The organism is Methylomonas sp. MK1 (genome assembly GCF_000365425.1).
Taxonomy (GTDB): Bacteria; Pseudomonadota; Gammaproteobacteria; order Methylococcales; family Methylomonadaceae; genus Methylomonas.
The window spans coordinates 1,029,871-1,045,004 of sequence record NZ_AQOV01000001.1; the positions used below are offsets into that span (position 1 = coordinate 1,029,871).

Below are 15,134 nucleotides of genomic sequence, written 5' to 3' on the forward strand. Positions count from 1 at the left end.
CCATGATTCGCGACAAACTGGCCAATCTGCCGATGACCTACAAGCTACAACGCTTGCAAGCCATCACCTTGGCATTGGCTCTGCTGTTTACCTTGTTAATTACCAGCATGACCCATATCTGGCAGGAGCGGCGAGAACTGTCAATGGAGGTGCGTTCGCTCGGCAAAATGATCGGTTTTAATGCCAACGCCGCGCTGCTGTTTGGCGACACCAAAACCGGCACCGAGATTCTGGCAACATTACGCGGCAAATCCGAAATCATCTCCGCGCAGCTCTACAAAAACGACGGCGAAATTTTCGCCCATTACCCCGCCAAGGCCGCACCGGACAGTTTCCCCGCCACCTTGGGCGATGCGGAACAACAACAACGCAATCAAGGCCTGCGGATATTGAGCCAGGTAATTTTGAACCCCTTACCCGACGATAACGGCGACGTGATCGGCACCTTGCGCTTGCAGCTCGACTTAAAGCCCATGTGGCGTATGGTGATTATCAGTCTGGGCCAAATTTTTTTGGTGATGGTAGTGTCGTTTATTCTGGCCGTTTTTTTCGGACGGCGCTTGGCGGAATCGATTGCCGCGCCGCTGATCCGTTTGTCGTCCTTGGCCAAACAGGTATCCAGGGACAACAACTACATGGTACGCGCCCAAGGCGAAGGCGAGGACGAAATCGGTGAATTGGTAAGAAGCTTCAATCAGATGATAGAGCGGGTACAACAACGCGATGCCGAACTGGAAAATCAGCGCGGCAACCTGGAAAAACAAGTCGATCTACGCACCGCCGACCTGCGTCAGGCCGTCTTCGATGCCCAAGCCGCCAATATCGCCAAGTCGCAATTTCTGGCAACCATGAGCCACGAAATCCGCACACCAATGAACGGTGTACTGGGCATGACCGAATTACTGTTGGGCACCGACCTGGACACCACCCAACGCCAATACGCCGAAACCGTGTTCAGTTCCGCCGATTCACTGTTGACCGTAATCAACGACATTCTGGATTTTTCAAAAATCGAAGCCGGCAAACTGGAGCTGGAAGAAATCGATTTTAACTTGATCAATATCACCGACCAACTCGCCGCCTTATTCTTCGAACGCGCCAGCAGCAAAAATATCGAACTGGTTTGTACCGTCGACAACCGGGTGCCGCGCGACGTGAGAGGCGATCCTTATCGCTTACGGCAAATACTTACCAACTTGCTGTCCAACGCCATCAAATTTACCGAAGCCGGCTCGGTGAAAATGCAGGTCAACGTTGCCGCCCCGGATCGCTGCCAGTCGGCCGACAGCATGTGTCTGGAGTTTTGCATCAGCGATACCGGCATCGGCATCCCCCCGGACACCCAAGCCCGTTTATTCAAATCCTTCAGTCAAGCTGACGGCTCCACGACCCGCAAATACGGCGGTACCGGCCTGGGATTGGCGATCAGCAAGGAACTGAGCGAATTGATGGGCGGCAATATCCAGGTGCAAAGCATCGCGAACAGCGGCTCGGTATTCACCCTACACATCCCGCTCCGCCAAGCTAACGAAGCCCTGCCCGCCACCTTGCCCGGCAACGATCTGCAAGGCAAACAGGTCTTACTGGTGGAAGATAACGCCACCAATGCGAAAATCCTGGAAAATCACTTGACCGATTTTGGGATGTTTACCCGCGTCGCCAAAAATGGCGCACATGCCCTGGAGATTCTCGATCAGTCGGCACACTTGGGTCTATTTTTCGACATTGCCGTGCTGGACATGAAAATGCTAGGCATGAACGGCGTCGAATTAACCCAACGAATTCGTATCGACTGGCGATTTGCCAGTATCCGCATCGTCATCATCACCTCCAGCAACGACGAAGACGTATTAGCCAAGATTCGCGGCAGCGCCTGCGACCTCTACCTCCACAAGCCTATACACAGGCGCACCCTGCAAGATGCGCTGCTCGGGTTAATGTCGCAAAAACCGCAATCGATCAGTGTGCCGGCCTCGGCCCCAAGAACAATTCGAATCCTGCTGGCCGAGGACAATCCGGTTAACCAGAAAGTGTGCAGCGCCATGTTGCGCCAGCTAGGCTACACCCTGTCGCTGGCGAATAACGGCCGGGAAGTGCTGGATATTATCAGCCGCGAGCCTGTCGATCTAATCCTAATGGATTGCATGATGCCGGTCATGGATGGTTACACCGCAACCCAACACATCCGCAATCGGGAAAGCAGCCGCAATTTGCCCCGAATCCCCATCATCGCCCTCACCGCCAACGCCATGGAAGGTGATCGCGAACGCTGTTTGCAGTCCGGCATGGATGATTATCTTAGTAAACCGTTTTTACAAAAAACCTTGCAAGACAAAATCCAGGCATTGGTAGCCCCGCTACCCACAACAGCCATCAATACACCCGCACCCGAGATTAAATCGATTGACGCAACCCTCGACCCGTCTGCGCTGAATACCTTGCGGGAAATTGGCGGCAGCGCGCTGGTCGAGGATGTATTGGCCTTGTTTAGGACGAATGCCGAGCAACATATTGCGACACTCCGCTCCGGCCTGCTGGACCGCAATACCGAAACAGTGCGGCATGCCGCGCATAGTTTAAAATCGGCCGCCGCCAACATTGGCGCACTAAACTTGGCGGAACAGGCTCGTGCGCTTGAAAATGCGGCGCGGAACAACACTTTGCAATTCGATAGCCGGGTTGCCGAATGCCTGCAAACAGAATATAAAGAAATCCTCCAGCGGCTTTCGCAACTCAAACTTTCATAATGGCACGATTACCTGCACGCAGCCTGATTTTAGCGATAGACGACGACGATATGGTCCGTCTGATGTTGCAAGAAATTCTGCAAAGAGAAGCGTTTGATGTCATTTGCGCAGCTAGCGGCAAGCAAGGCTTGGCATTGGCAGCCAGCGAACGGCCTAATCTGGTATTACTGGACGTTATGTTGCCGGACCTCAACGGCTTCGACTGCCTGCAAGCCATCAAAAACATGCCCGGCAACAGCTTGTTGCCCGTAGTAATGCTGACCGGCATGGACGACCTCGAATCGGTCAATCGCGCCTTTCAATTAGGCGCGACCGACTTTATCCCCAAACCTCTCAATTGGCCGACCTTGCCGCACCGCTTACGTTACTTGCTGCGCTCGGTTGCCACGTTAGAGGAACTGGCCCGAAGCGAAGCGGAACTGCGTCAAGCGCAAAAAATAGCGCAACTGGGCAGCTGGTATTGGTCTGTTGCCGACGATAACATGCAATGGTCGGAAGAAGTCTTTAATATCCTCGGCACGAATCGGTCATCGTTCGAACATAAATGCCGCGACTTATACAAATCCATGCAGCAAACGGAAGTCGGCAAACTGCAACAAGCCATCGATCTGTGCGTAAAAAACCAGCGTAGTTTTCGCCTGGAATTGCCGATTACACATCACGATGGCGCCAACCAAGTGATTCATATTCAAGGCAAACCCGTGATCGCCGATGGGCAGGTAAGCCATATCCACGGTACGCTGCAAGATATTACCGAACGCCGGCACATAGAAGAACGGGTAAGGCTTTTATCCTACTACGACCCTTTAACCGGCCTGCCCAACCGGACGCTGTTCAAGGAAGTTCTGGCGCAAGCGATGTCCTATTGCACGCGCTACGGCACGGTCATTTCAACTTTATTTATCAGTATTGATCGTTTCAAACGCATCAACGAGACGCTGGGCCCGAAAATCGGCGATCAGGTGTTGAAATTGTTCGCCGAGCGCTTACTGGCCGAAATTAGGGATTGCGACTACATCTCCATCAATGCCGATTACGATTTAGCGGACATGACGGTCTCCCGGCTGGGCGGTAACGAATTTACCGTATTGCTGAATCATATCGAGGACACCCGCGATAGCGTCAAAGTGGCTAAGCGGATTTTTCAGATAATGCAGCACGCTTTTCCGGTGGAGAACACGGAGCTGTTTCTGGGAATCAATATCGGCATCGCCGTCTATCCGGGGGACGGCCAGGATGAAGACAGTTTCATCAAAAACGGCGAGTTTGCGATGAACCATGCCAGCGAACACGGCCATAACAATTATCAGTTTTTCAGTAAATCGCTAAATGTTGCCGCGTTTCATAAACTGGCGATGGAAAACAGCCTGCGCCGGGCCATAGAACGCCATGAATTACAGCTTTACTATCAAGCCAAAATCAATATCCGCCGCCAACAAGTCGTCGGTTGCGAAGCCTTGATTCGCTGGCAGCACCCGGAGCTGGGTTTAATTGGCCCCTCGCAATTTATTCCGATTGCCGAAGATTCCGGCTTGATTGGCCAAATCAGTGATTGGGTGCTGGAAAATGCCAGCCGGCAAACTTTGCACTGGCAACAATCGGGACTAAGCCAAGGGCTGATCATGGCGGTGAATGTATCAGCCACTCAATTCAGACAATACGGCTTTGGCAATCATGTCCGCGAAGTATTGACCGGCATCGGCCTGGAACCGCGCTACCTCAAGCTGGAACTGACCGAAACCATTTTGCTCGACCATATCGACGACGCCTTAATCACGCTACGGGAATTGCAAGCTCTGGGCGTCAAAATCAGTATCGACGACTTCGGTACCGGTTATTCATCCTTGTCTTATTTGAAAAAACTGCCTATCTCGGAATTGAAAGTCGATCATTGCTTTGTCCGCGACCTTCCGCACAATGAAGACGATATGGCGATTACCGCGGCGATATTGGCGCTGGCCGACGCGCTGTCGCTGGAAGTCGTCGCGGAGGGCGTGGAGAATGAAGATCAAGCCAACTTCCTGCTGGACAGTGGTTGCGAGGTAGTGCAAGGCTTTTTGTACAACAAGCCCATGCCCGCCAATGAGTTTGCAGCATTTGTACGTGCATTCAATGCGCAACGCTTGTTAGCCGACAAAGTCTGACATGTCCGCCAAGCCGCGCATCCTGTTAGTCGACGACGATCCGATGGTCCGTCTGCTGGTCAGGCAAATGTTGCAAGCCGACGGCTACGAACTGATCGAAACCGAAAACGGCCGGGCCGGACTGGAACAATTTATCGCAGCGGAGCCGGATTTGGTTCTGCTGGACGTGATGATGCCGGAGATGGATGGTTTCACTTGCTTGCAAGGCATGCGTGCCGCCAGCGACAAAAATATACCGATTGTCATGATGACGGCTATCGAGGATACGCAAGCAGTGGAAGACGCCTTTCGGCTGGGTGCTACCGATTTTATCGGCAAACCCATCCAATGGCCGCTGTTGCCGCATCGCATCAGCTATGTGTTGCGTTCGCACCGCACCACGCAAAGCCTTATAGAACAACAAAGTCTACTCAAGCAAAGCGAACAACGCTTCCGGGATTTGGTGGAAAGCATCGGTAACGAATACTTTCTGTATTCCCACGATACCGAGCGTATTTTTACTTATCTAGGTCCTTCGGTGGAGCATATCCTCGGCTACAAACCCGACGAACTATATTGCGACTGTTTCGATATCGCGACCAACAACCCGATCAATCGGCTTGCCAGAACCTACACCGAGCAATGCCTGGCGGGCATCAAACCACCGAACTACGAAGTGGAAGTGCGTAGTAAGGATGGCAGTCTGCGTGTGCTCAGCCTCAATGAGTCACCTATGCTCGACGATCACGGTCGTGTGGTTGCAGTGAACGGCCTGGCTCACGACATCACCGAAATGCGCAGCACCCAGCAAGCCCTCGCCGATAGCGAGGAACGCTTGCGGCTGTCCATGCAGGCAGCCAAACAAGGTTTTTATGATCTCAATCCACAAACCGGAAATATGATCACCAACGCGGAATACGCCAGCATGCTCGGCTACGACCCCGCCAGTTTCGACGCTACTATCGACAGCTGGATAATGCGCTTGCATCCTGATGACCGGCAGCGCGTTTCCGACACTTACCAGCGGTACATTGCCGGGGAACTGGCAGAATATCGCTTGGAATACCGGCAGCGTTGTGCCGACGACAGTTGGAAATGGATATTATCGATAGGCAGTATCGTCGAGCGCGACGCCAATAATCAGCCGGTGCGCATGCTTGGCACCCACACCGACATCACCGACAGTAAAACGGCAGCCGAACGCCTGAATTTGCTGGCCAAAGTGTTCGAAAACAGCGGCGAGGCCATTTTCCTGTGCGATCCGGATACCCGCATCGTGTCCAGCAATCAGGCCTACACGACTATTACCGGTTACAGAGCCGAAGAAGTGCTTCAGCAAACGCCCTCAATTCTCGATGCGCGTCATCTTGACCTCAACCACTATCAACGCATCTGGCAGGCCTTGCGCGAAAACGGCTACTGGCAAGGCGAAATTTGGGATACCCGCAAGAACGGCGAGACCTATCCGGCGTGGTTAGGTATTTCTGCGATGTACAACACCGATGGGATGATCAGCCATTACATCGGCATTTTTTCGGACATTACCGAGCGCAAGGCCGCCGAAGCGCAAATCGAATATCTGGCGCGTCACGATCCGCTCACCAACCTGCCCAATCGCACCTTGTTGCGCGACCGCTTCGATCAGGCCATGGCCCATGCCGTACGTAACAACACACTGGTCGGTTTGCTGTTTCTGGACCTGGATCATTTCAAGAACATTAACGATACGATGGGCCATGATGTCGGCGACCGCTTGCTGCAAGGCATAGCGGAGCGCCTGGTGCAATGTGTGCGCGAGGTGGACACGGTTTGCCGGCAAGGCGGCGATGAATTCATCATTATCCTCACCGACATTCCCGACATTGACGCGATCACCCAAATTGTGCTGAAAATTCTCGATCAGCTGACGCAACCCTTTGTGATCGAAGGTGTCACCCTCTGCACCTCCTTCAGCATAGGCGTCAGTTTGTATCCCAATGACGGCCTGAATTTTCACGGTTTACTCAACAAAGCCGACACGGCGATGTATTCGGCCAAAAACGAAGGCCGCAATACTTTCCGCTTCTTTTCCAACGATATGAATCTGGCATCGATCGAGCGGATGAATATCGAGAACGGTCTGCGCATGGCCTTGAAGCGCAACGAATTGCGGCTGCACTATCAGCCGCAATATTCCATACACAACAACATGGTGATCGGCGCGGAAGCCTTGCTGCGCTGGCAACCGGAAAACAGCGCGATGATCCCGCCGGCCAAGTTCATTCCCATCGCCGAAGATAACGGCATGATCGTACCGATTGGCGACTGGGTGTTACGCGAAGCCTGTCGGCAAAACAAAGTCTGGCACGATGCCGGCATTAAACTGCTGGTTACCGTCAATATCTCGGCCCTACAGTTTAAACGCGGCAATTTACTGGAATCGGTGCAAGCCGCACTGGCTGAGTCCGGCCTGGAACCTCAGTATTTAGAGTTGGAATTAACCGAATCGGTACTGATGTTCGACACCAATGCGGTGATCAACACCATCGCCCAGCTGCGCGGCTTGGGCGTCAGCTTTGCCATCGACGATTTCGGCACCGGTTATTCCTCGCTCAGTTACTTAAAACGCTTTGCGGTGAATAAACTAAAAATCGATCAATCGTTTATCCGGGATTTGACTTCCGGTAAAGCCGAAGACACCGCTATCGTTAAAGCCATCCTGCAATTGGGCGATACGCTGGGCCTGCTGACCTTGGCCGAAGGTGTGGAAACTAAGGAGCAAGCCGAGCAACTGAGTCTACTCGGTTGCCGCAAAGCTCAAGGCTTTTATTGGAATCAACCCTTGCCCGCCGACGAATTCGCCCAGCTGTTTACGCCTGATTACCCAAAACCGCTCGCTTAAAATAATTGCCAAATCGGCCTGGCGCCCTCCGGCAAGGCCGCCAGACGCCCCAGCTCCAGCCATTGATTGCCCGGTGCATGAAAATCCGAACCCATAGACGCATGCAATTGATGTTTGCTGGCATGCAAATAACTTAAGCGAATATCGTCGATGCTGGCACGCCCGGTCACCACTTCTATCCCCTGACCGCCAGCGGCCTTAAAAGCGATTAAGGCCTTGTTGATCCATTTGCTGCTGAGTTTGTAGCGCAGAGGATGCGCCAACACCGCCACGCCGCCCGCCGCCCGTATCCAGCCGACGCAATCGGCCAGACTGGCCCAAACCGTCGGCACATAAGCGGGCTTGCCCTTGCTCAAATAACGGTCAAAGGCGTCCTGCTGGGTTTCGACAAAACCTTGATTAACCAGAAAATCGGCAAAATGCAGGCGGGTGATTTCGCCGTTACCGGCGATTTGTTTTAAAGTTGGGTAGGCATCGGCTATGCCCTTCTTCGCTAGCTTTTCGGCAATTTTTTGCGCACGTTGGTCGCGAATCAGTTGTTGCTTGGCAATACCTTCGAGTAAACCGGGATGCTGCGGATCGATGTTTAAACCGACAATGTGCAAACAATGGCTTTCAAAACTGGCCGACAATTCGATGCCGGGAATCAAGCGGATGCCCGCTTGTGCGGCGGCTAGAGTAGCCTCGTCTAAGCCGGCAGTCGTGTCGTGATCGGTCAGGGCTAGTGCGGTAACACCCTGTTGTCGGGCGCGTAGTACCAGCTCGGTGGGCGACAAAGCGCCGTCGGACGCCGTGGAATGACTGTGTAAATCGTATAATTCCGACACTATTGGTAATCACCGTAAAGTTTGGCGTATAAGCCGTTTTGTTGAATCAAGGAATCGTGTTTGCCTTGTTCGCAAATCTGGCCTTGTTCGAAGACATACACGTGATCGGCCTGTTTCACGGCACTGAGCCTATGCGCGATGATAATGGTGGTGCGGCCTTCCAAAAAGGTGCTCAGGGCTTGGTGCAGTTTATACTCGGTTTCACTATCCAGCGCCGACGTGGCTTCGTCGAGAATCACCACCGCCGGCTGGCTGACTATCATCCGGGCGATGGCCAGACGTTGTCGTTGGCCGCCGGATAAACGCATGCCTTGTCTCCCCACCACAGTATCCAGCCCTTGCGGCTGTTCCTCGACGGTGAGCTTCATTTGCGCAATCTCCAAGGCCCGCCACAATTCCGGGTCGGCAATCTCCCGGCCCAAGGTCAGGTTGGCGCGTATCGTATCGTTTAACAAAGCCGGATGTTGCAATACTGTGGCGACGTGCTCGCGCACGACGTCCAAGCCTATCCGATCCAGCGGTACGCCGTCGAAATAAATCATACCGCTGCCCGGCGGATATAGGCCGATCAGGGTTTGTGCCAAAGTGGACTTGCCGCCGCCGCTGGCTCCGACCAATGCAATTTTCTCGCCGGCCGGTATGGTCAGATTAATACCGTTTAGTACCGGTTCGTCCTTATAACTAAAATGCAGATTCTTAACGCTGACCGACACGGTTTTACGCCCGGTAAACGGGTTTTGCAAATGCGGATAATAGGGTTCGCGCTGCAACAGGGTCAGCTGATTAACGCGGGCCAGCGCGGCTTTGGCAGCATAAAAAGACTGTTGAATACTCAGAATCTCCTGCACCGGCGCCATCATGAACCACAGATAACCGAATACCGCCAGCATCTCGCCTATGGTCAGGTTGGAATACAACACCATCAGCATCGCAGTGGCGCGGAATATGTCGAAGCCGAATAAGAAGGTCAAAAAGCTTAGACGCACCGTCGCGTCGCTTTTCCAGGCATAGATGGTCGAGTGATTTTTCACCGCCAGCGCGCTGCCTATCAATTGCCGACAATAGTGCTCTTCGCGGTTGCTGGCGCGGATTTGATGGATCGCTTCCAGGGTTTCGCTCAAAGCTTGCTGGAATATCGCGTAGGCCTTGTTTTCGTTGGCTTTTAATTCCTTGACCCTGGAGCCAACCGCCCTGGCCAGATAAATCACCAGCGGATTTAAAAAGATAATGAACAAACCCAGCTGCCAATGCATCCACAGCAGAATCAACGCTGTGCCGAACACGGTCAGGACCGCCACCAGTAATTTACTGATCGTGGTGCCAATAAAATTATCCAGTGTGTCCAAGTCGGTCACCATGTGCGAGCTGACCGTACCGCTGCCCAGGCTTTCATATTCGGACATCGAAATATGTTGCAAGTGCTTCACCAAACTTTCGCGGATACGAAAGATCACATCCTTGGCAATATTGGAAAACTGCCTGGTCTGCATAATGTTAAGAATCAAGGCAAACAAGCGCAACAGCAAGCTGACCAGTAAAATAATGGCTATATAAACAATGGGTTGCCGCCACTCGCCCGGCAGCCAGGGGTTGAGACTATTCAGCACTACGCCCGGATGGTTGAGCAAAACCTCGTCTACCAATAAGGGCATCAATAAGGGCACCGGGACGCTGGCAACGGTTGCCAATATGGCGACTAAATGCCCGTTGATCAGTTGTTTTTTATGCTGCTTAGCGATGCTGTAGATGTACTGCCAGGAATATTCGGCTTGCGCCGCGCGGTGTGAGGTTTTCAAGGTAATGAAACAAATTCGATGAAGTTTAACGATTATAATGGCCCGACCCACTTTGCAAAAACTTCTTGCACAGGGTTTAGTCTCGGCTGTCGTGGAAATTGATATGCATTTTATCCCGTGTTTTTTAATGCTTGCCGCTCTGACCGGCGTTTTGCCGAACAGTGCCCAGGCGGATGAAATCTCTTTAGCCGCCCAACGTCAGCAATTTTTGCGCGCCGAGCAAGCGCTTGACCAGAATCGCGATGCCGAATATTTCACGCTGGCTTCTGGCCTGAAAGGCTACCCGCTGTATCCTTATCTGCAATACCAATGGCTAAAAAATCATCTGGATGCCGATACCGACATCAAACAGTTTTTAAACGACCACGCCGCCAGCCGTTACGCGGCGGGGCTACGGCAAAAGTGGTTGCTGGCTTTAGGCAAAAAGCAACAGTGGCTAGTGCTGTTGAACTATTACCAAGGCAGTGACGATCCCGAGCTGCAATGCTACGCCGGCCTGGCTCAATTCCAAACCGGCCAAACTTTGGAAGCATTCAATCAGGCCCGCGCCTTATGGTTGAGTGGTAAAACCCAACCGGATAACTGCGATGCCTTGTTCGACGTTTATAAAACATCGCCGTATTTTAATAATGAACTGATAAACCAACGATTTCACGCCGCACTCAAACGTGACAACCAAAGCCTGGCAAGCTACATGACCCGTTTCCTCAGCGGCCCGGAACTCAATCTGGCCAACACCTGGTTAAAGCTGCACCGGCAGCCTGAAAGCGTTGCATCGGAGACTGGCTGGCGCGAATACCCCGAACAAGCGGGCGAGTTGTTTGCCCATGCGATTGATCGCTGGTTGGAAACCAACGTTGAAGCGGCCATGACGGCTTGGGACAGTAATAAATCGCAAATCGCCATCGCGCCGGCAACGGCCGCTTTTATCGAAAAACGCATTGCTATCGCGTTGGCCTTAAAACACGACAGTCGCGCCTACGAACGTTTGTCGCGACTGGAAAATAGCGACGAGTCGGCGCGGGAATGGCGGGTCAGAGCCGCATTGACTAGACAAAACTGGCCAGATGTCGCTACCGCGATTGCCGGCCTGAACGACGAAGAAAAATCTCGGGAAAAATGGCAGTACTGGCAAGCTCGCGGTTTGGCGGAAACAGACCAGAGCGCAGCAGCTAATACCTTATTTCAACAGCTGGCAAAAAATCGCAGTTTTTACGGTTTTCTGGCGGCCGGCAAATTAAGGCAAGCCATCGAGCTAGTCGATAGACCGTTGGCGGTATCCATCAAGGACCTCGAGACTTTACAAAATCGACTGGATTTTCAGGTGTTTTCTGAACTACTCGCTATCGACAAAAAACCGGAAGCCAAACGCCAATGGTGGTACGCGATAGCCAAACTCGACAGTAGTCAATTACCAGTGGCGGCAAAACTGGCACAACAAGCGAATTGTCCGGCCCTAGCAATTGCCACGATAGCCAAGGCCAACCATTGGGACGATGTGAATCTGCGTTTTCCATTGGCATATGTCCAGCCAATCCAAAATAACGCCACCGCGCAACAATTGGATCCGGCTTTAATTTTGGGTTTGATCCGCCAGGAAAGCGCGTTCGACGAATTGGCCGACTCGCCGGCTGGCGCTAAAGGTTTGATGCAGGTCATGCCGAACACCGGTCGCCAAATCGCCGCCGACTTACGCGATAGTTGGGATAGCGACTACAGCCTGTTTAAACCGGAACTCAACGTCAAGTACGGCGCGTTTTATTTGAAAAAACTCCTACGCCAATTCAATGGACATGTCGCATTGGCCACCGCTGCCTATAATGCCGGTGCCAACAAAGTTAAGCGCTGGCTACCGGAAAACCGCAAGCTACCAGCCGACATCTGGATCGAAACCATACCTTATAAAGAGACGCGGGGTTATGTGGCATCGGTGTTGATGTATAGCTTGATCTACCAGCAGCGCCTGCAACGCGATAGCTTAAAGATCGACGATCTGTTGCGCGAGGTAACGCCTGGATGAAAAATTGAGCTGATTTTTTAAGCCGGTTATTAGATAATGCCGCAGTTTTTGAACCCACCAACCAGGTAAAAATTAAGATGGAGAAGCAGCACAGTTTCACGCGCGAAGAATTATTAATGTCCGGCCGAGGTGAATTATACGGTCCGACCAACGCGCAGCTACCGCTTCCCAATATGCTGATGATGGACCGCATCGTCCATATTTCCGATGAAGGCGGCAAATATGGCAAAGGCGAAATCATCGCCGAGTTGGATATCACGCCCGAGTTATGGTTTTTCGACTGCCATTTTCAAGGCGACCCGGTCATGCCTGGCTGTCTTGGTTTAGACGCGATGTGGCAATTGGTCGGCTTCTATTTATGTTGGTTGGGCGGCCCTGGTAAAGGTCGCGCGCTGGGTTGCGGCGAAGTTAAATTTACCGGACAGGTGCTGCCGACAGCCCAAAAAGTGACTTATAAAATCGACTTGAAACGTGTGATTTTGCGCAAACTGGTTATGGGCATCGCCGATGCCACGATGGAAGTCGATGGCAAACAAATCTACGAAGCGACCGACTTGCGAGTCGGCTTGTTTACGTCCACCCAAGATTTCTAAGGAAACCGTCATGAAACGCGTAGTTGTAACAGGTTTAGGGATAGTTTCCAGCATCGGCAACAACCGAGACGAAGTGGTCGATTCTTTGAGAACCGGCCGTTCCGGGATCGTTCACGCGCCGGTCTATGCCGAGATGGGCTTTCGCAGCCATGTGCACGGCCCGGTCAACATTGACCTGGATGAAGCGATAGACCGTAAAGTTAAACGTTTTATGGGCGACGGCGCAGCCTACAATTACCTGGCAATGGAACAAGCTATCGCCGATTCCGGCTTGGAAGAGTCGCAAATCTCCAATGTCCGCACAGGTTTAGTCATGGGTTCCGGCGGACCGTCAACGTCCAACTTGGTAGACTCTGCCGACATTCTCCGCTCCAAAGGCGTAAAAAAAGTCGGTCCGTACATGGTGACACGCGCCATGTCCAGTACCAACACGGCCTGTCTGGCGACGCCTTTCAAAATCAAAGGTGTAAACTACTCCATCAGCTCCGCTTGCGCGACCAGCGCCCACTGTATCGGCCATGCGATGGAATTGATTCAGCTGGGTAAACAAGACATCGTTTTCGCTGGCGGCGGCGAAGAATTGCACTGGACTATGTCGGTGATGTTCGACGCGATGGGCGCACTGTCTTCAAAATATAATGACACGCCAGCCACGGCATCACGCCCCTATGACGAAACCCGCGACGGCTTCGTCATCTCCGGCGGCGGCGGCGTGCTGGTGATAGAAGAACTGGAACACGCTAAAGCGCGCGGTGCCAAAATCCATGCCGAGTTGGTCGGCTACGGCGCCACATCCGATGGCTACGACATGGTACAACCTTCCGGCGAAGGCGCGGTGCGCTGCATGCAACAAGCCTTGGCTACCGTCACCAATAAAATAGACTACATCAACGCGCACGGCACCAGCACCCCGGTTGGCGATACCCGCGAATTGGAAGCGATGCGCGAGGTGTTTGGCGCCGATGGCGTACCAGCCGTTAGCTCAACCAAATCCCTGACCGGACATGCTTTGGGTGCGGCCGGCGTCAACGAAGCCATTTATTCCATACTGATGATGGAAGAAAATTTCCTGAGCGCGTCGGCCAATATCAACCAGCTTGACCCTGGTGCGGCGGGCATTCCGATAGTTAGAGAATATCGGGATAACGTCACGCTCAACACCATCATGTCCAACAGCTTCGGTTTCGGCGGCACCAACGCCACGCTGATTTTCCAACGCTATAACGGCTAATTTTGCGCGGCTGGAACACCAGTTTCAGCCGCCTTTCACCGCATCCATGTCAGATCCAGAGCACAAATCCCGTACCCAGTTTAACAAACTGCAAAAACGCCTAAGACGCTGCGTTGGCGAAGCCATCGCCGACTTCAACATGATAGAGCCCGACGATAAGGTGATGGTATGCCTGTCCGGGGGCAAAGACTCTTACACGATGTTGGACATTCTGCTGAACTTGCAGAAAACCGCGCCGATTAATTTTGAGATTATCGCCGTCAACCTGGATCAAAAACAGCCGGGTTTCCCGGAACATGTACTGCCGGAATATCTGCAATCGATAGGCGTGCCCTACCACATCATTGAGCACGATACCTACAGCATCGTCAAGCGCATCATCCCGGAAGGCCAAACCACTTGCAGCCTATGCTCCCGGTTACGCCGTGGCACTTTGTATGGATTTGCCAAGGAACATAAGATCACTAAGATCGCGCTGGGCCACCACCGCGACGATATTATCGAGACTTTCTTCCTGAACATGTTCTACGCCGGCAAGCTAAAAGCCATGCCGCCGAAACTGCTCAGCGACGATAAACAAAACATCGTGATTAGGCCACTGGCTTATTGCCGGGAAAAAGATATCAACCGCTTCGCGGCGTTCAAGCAATTTCCCATCATCCCCTGCAATCTGTGTGGTTCTCAAGAAAATCTGCAACGCAAGGCGATGAAGCAAATGCTGAACGGTTGGGATAAACAATTCCCCGGCCGTATCGAAACCATTTTCGCCAGCCTGCAAAATATCGCACCGTCGCAAATGGCCGACGCCAGCTTGTTCGATTTTGCCGGCCTGCGCCGCGATCCCGAGGCAAGTCTGCCGCGTGTCGTCTCGGACGAAGCAGGACTGGACATCCTCGAACGCTAACCACGGAACAGA

The 15,134-nt window shown here is 52.8% G+C and carries 9 protein-coding genes; 7 read left to right on the forward strand and 2 right to left on the reverse strand.

The genetic code is table 11. The features are described 5' to 3' along the window. Positions 1-2 precede the first annotated feature (2 nt). Genes G006_RS0104775 through G006_RS24980 form a run of 3 tightly spaced genes read left to right on the forward strand, consistent with a single transcriptional unit; the run spans position 3 to position 7,751 of the window. Entirely contained in the window at positions 3-2,747 is a 2,745-nt protein-coding gene (locus tag G006_RS0104775) for a response regulator (protein ID WP_020482024.1), read from the forward strand. Then, on the forward strand, positions 2,747-4,891 hold the full coding sequence (locus G006_RS0104780) for a two-component system response regulator (protein ID WP_020482025.1): 2,145 nt from the start codon (positions 2,747-2,749) through the stop codon (positions 4,889-4,891). The genes G006_RS0104775 and G006_RS0104780 overlap by 1 nt, the downstream gene beginning before the upstream one ends. A 1-nt stretch (position 4,892) precedes the next feature. Next, positions 4,893-7,751, forward strand: coding sequence for an EAL domain-containing protein (locus tag G006_RS24980; protein ID WP_020482026.1), 2,859 nt, complete (start codon positions 4,893-4,895; stop codon positions 7,749-7,751). On the opposite strand, the gene G006_RS0104790 is transcribed toward G006_RS24980, so the two are convergent. Continuing rightward, positions 7,748-8,578 (reverse strand): PHP domain-containing protein, encoded by an 831-nt coding sequence (locus G006_RS0104790; RefSeq protein ID WP_020482027.1) that lies wholly within the window; start codon positions 8,576-8,578, stop codon positions 7,748-7,750. The two genes, G006_RS24980 and G006_RS0104790, sit on opposite strands and share 4 nt — an antisense overlap. After that, positions 8,578-10,374 carry an ABC transporter ATP-binding protein gene (locus G006_RS0104795; RefSeq protein WP_026146849.1) on the reverse strand — a complete coding sequence of 599 codons (1,797 nt, stop codon included), beginning with the start codon at positions 10,372-10,374 and terminating at the stop codon, positions 8,578-8,580. Before G006_RS0104795 ends, G006_RS0104790 begins: the two co-directional genes overlap by 1 nt. Before the next feature lie 103 nt (positions 10,375-10,477). On the opposite strand from G006_RS0104795, the gene G006_RS0104800 reads away from it, so the two are divergent. The 4 genes from G006_RS0104800 to ttcA all read left to right on the forward strand — a co-directional run bounded on the left by G006_RS0104800 (position 10,478) and on the right by ttcA (position 15,122). Then, positions 10,478-12,394, forward strand: coding sequence for a transglycosylase SLT domain-containing protein (locus G006_RS0104800; protein ID WP_020482029.1), 1,917 nt, complete (start codon positions 10,478-10,480; stop codon positions 12,392-12,394). Positions 12,395-12,471: 77 nt separating this feature from the next. Beyond that, on the forward strand, positions 12,472-12,987 hold the full coding sequence (gene fabA / locus G006_RS0104805) for a 3-hydroxyacyl-[acyl-carrier-protein] dehydratase FabA (RefSeq protein WP_020482030.1): 516 nt from the start codon (positions 12,472-12,474) through the stop codon (positions 12,985-12,987). Between the two features lie 10 nt (positions 12,988-12,997). Beyond that, positions 12,998-14,218 (forward strand): beta-ketoacyl-ACP synthase I, encoded by a 1,221-nt coding sequence (fabB, locus tag G006_RS0104810; RefSeq protein WP_020482031.1) that lies wholly within the window; start codon positions 12,998-13,000, stop codon positions 14,216-14,218. Between the two features lie 46 nt (positions 14,219-14,264). After that, complete coding sequence (gene ttcA, locus G006_RS0104815) at positions 14,265-15,122, forward strand: tRNA 2-thiocytidine(32) synthetase TtcA (protein WP_020482032.1); 858 nt, start codon at positions 14,265-14,267, stop codon at positions 15,120-15,122. Positions 15,123-15,134: the final 12 nt, after the last annotated feature.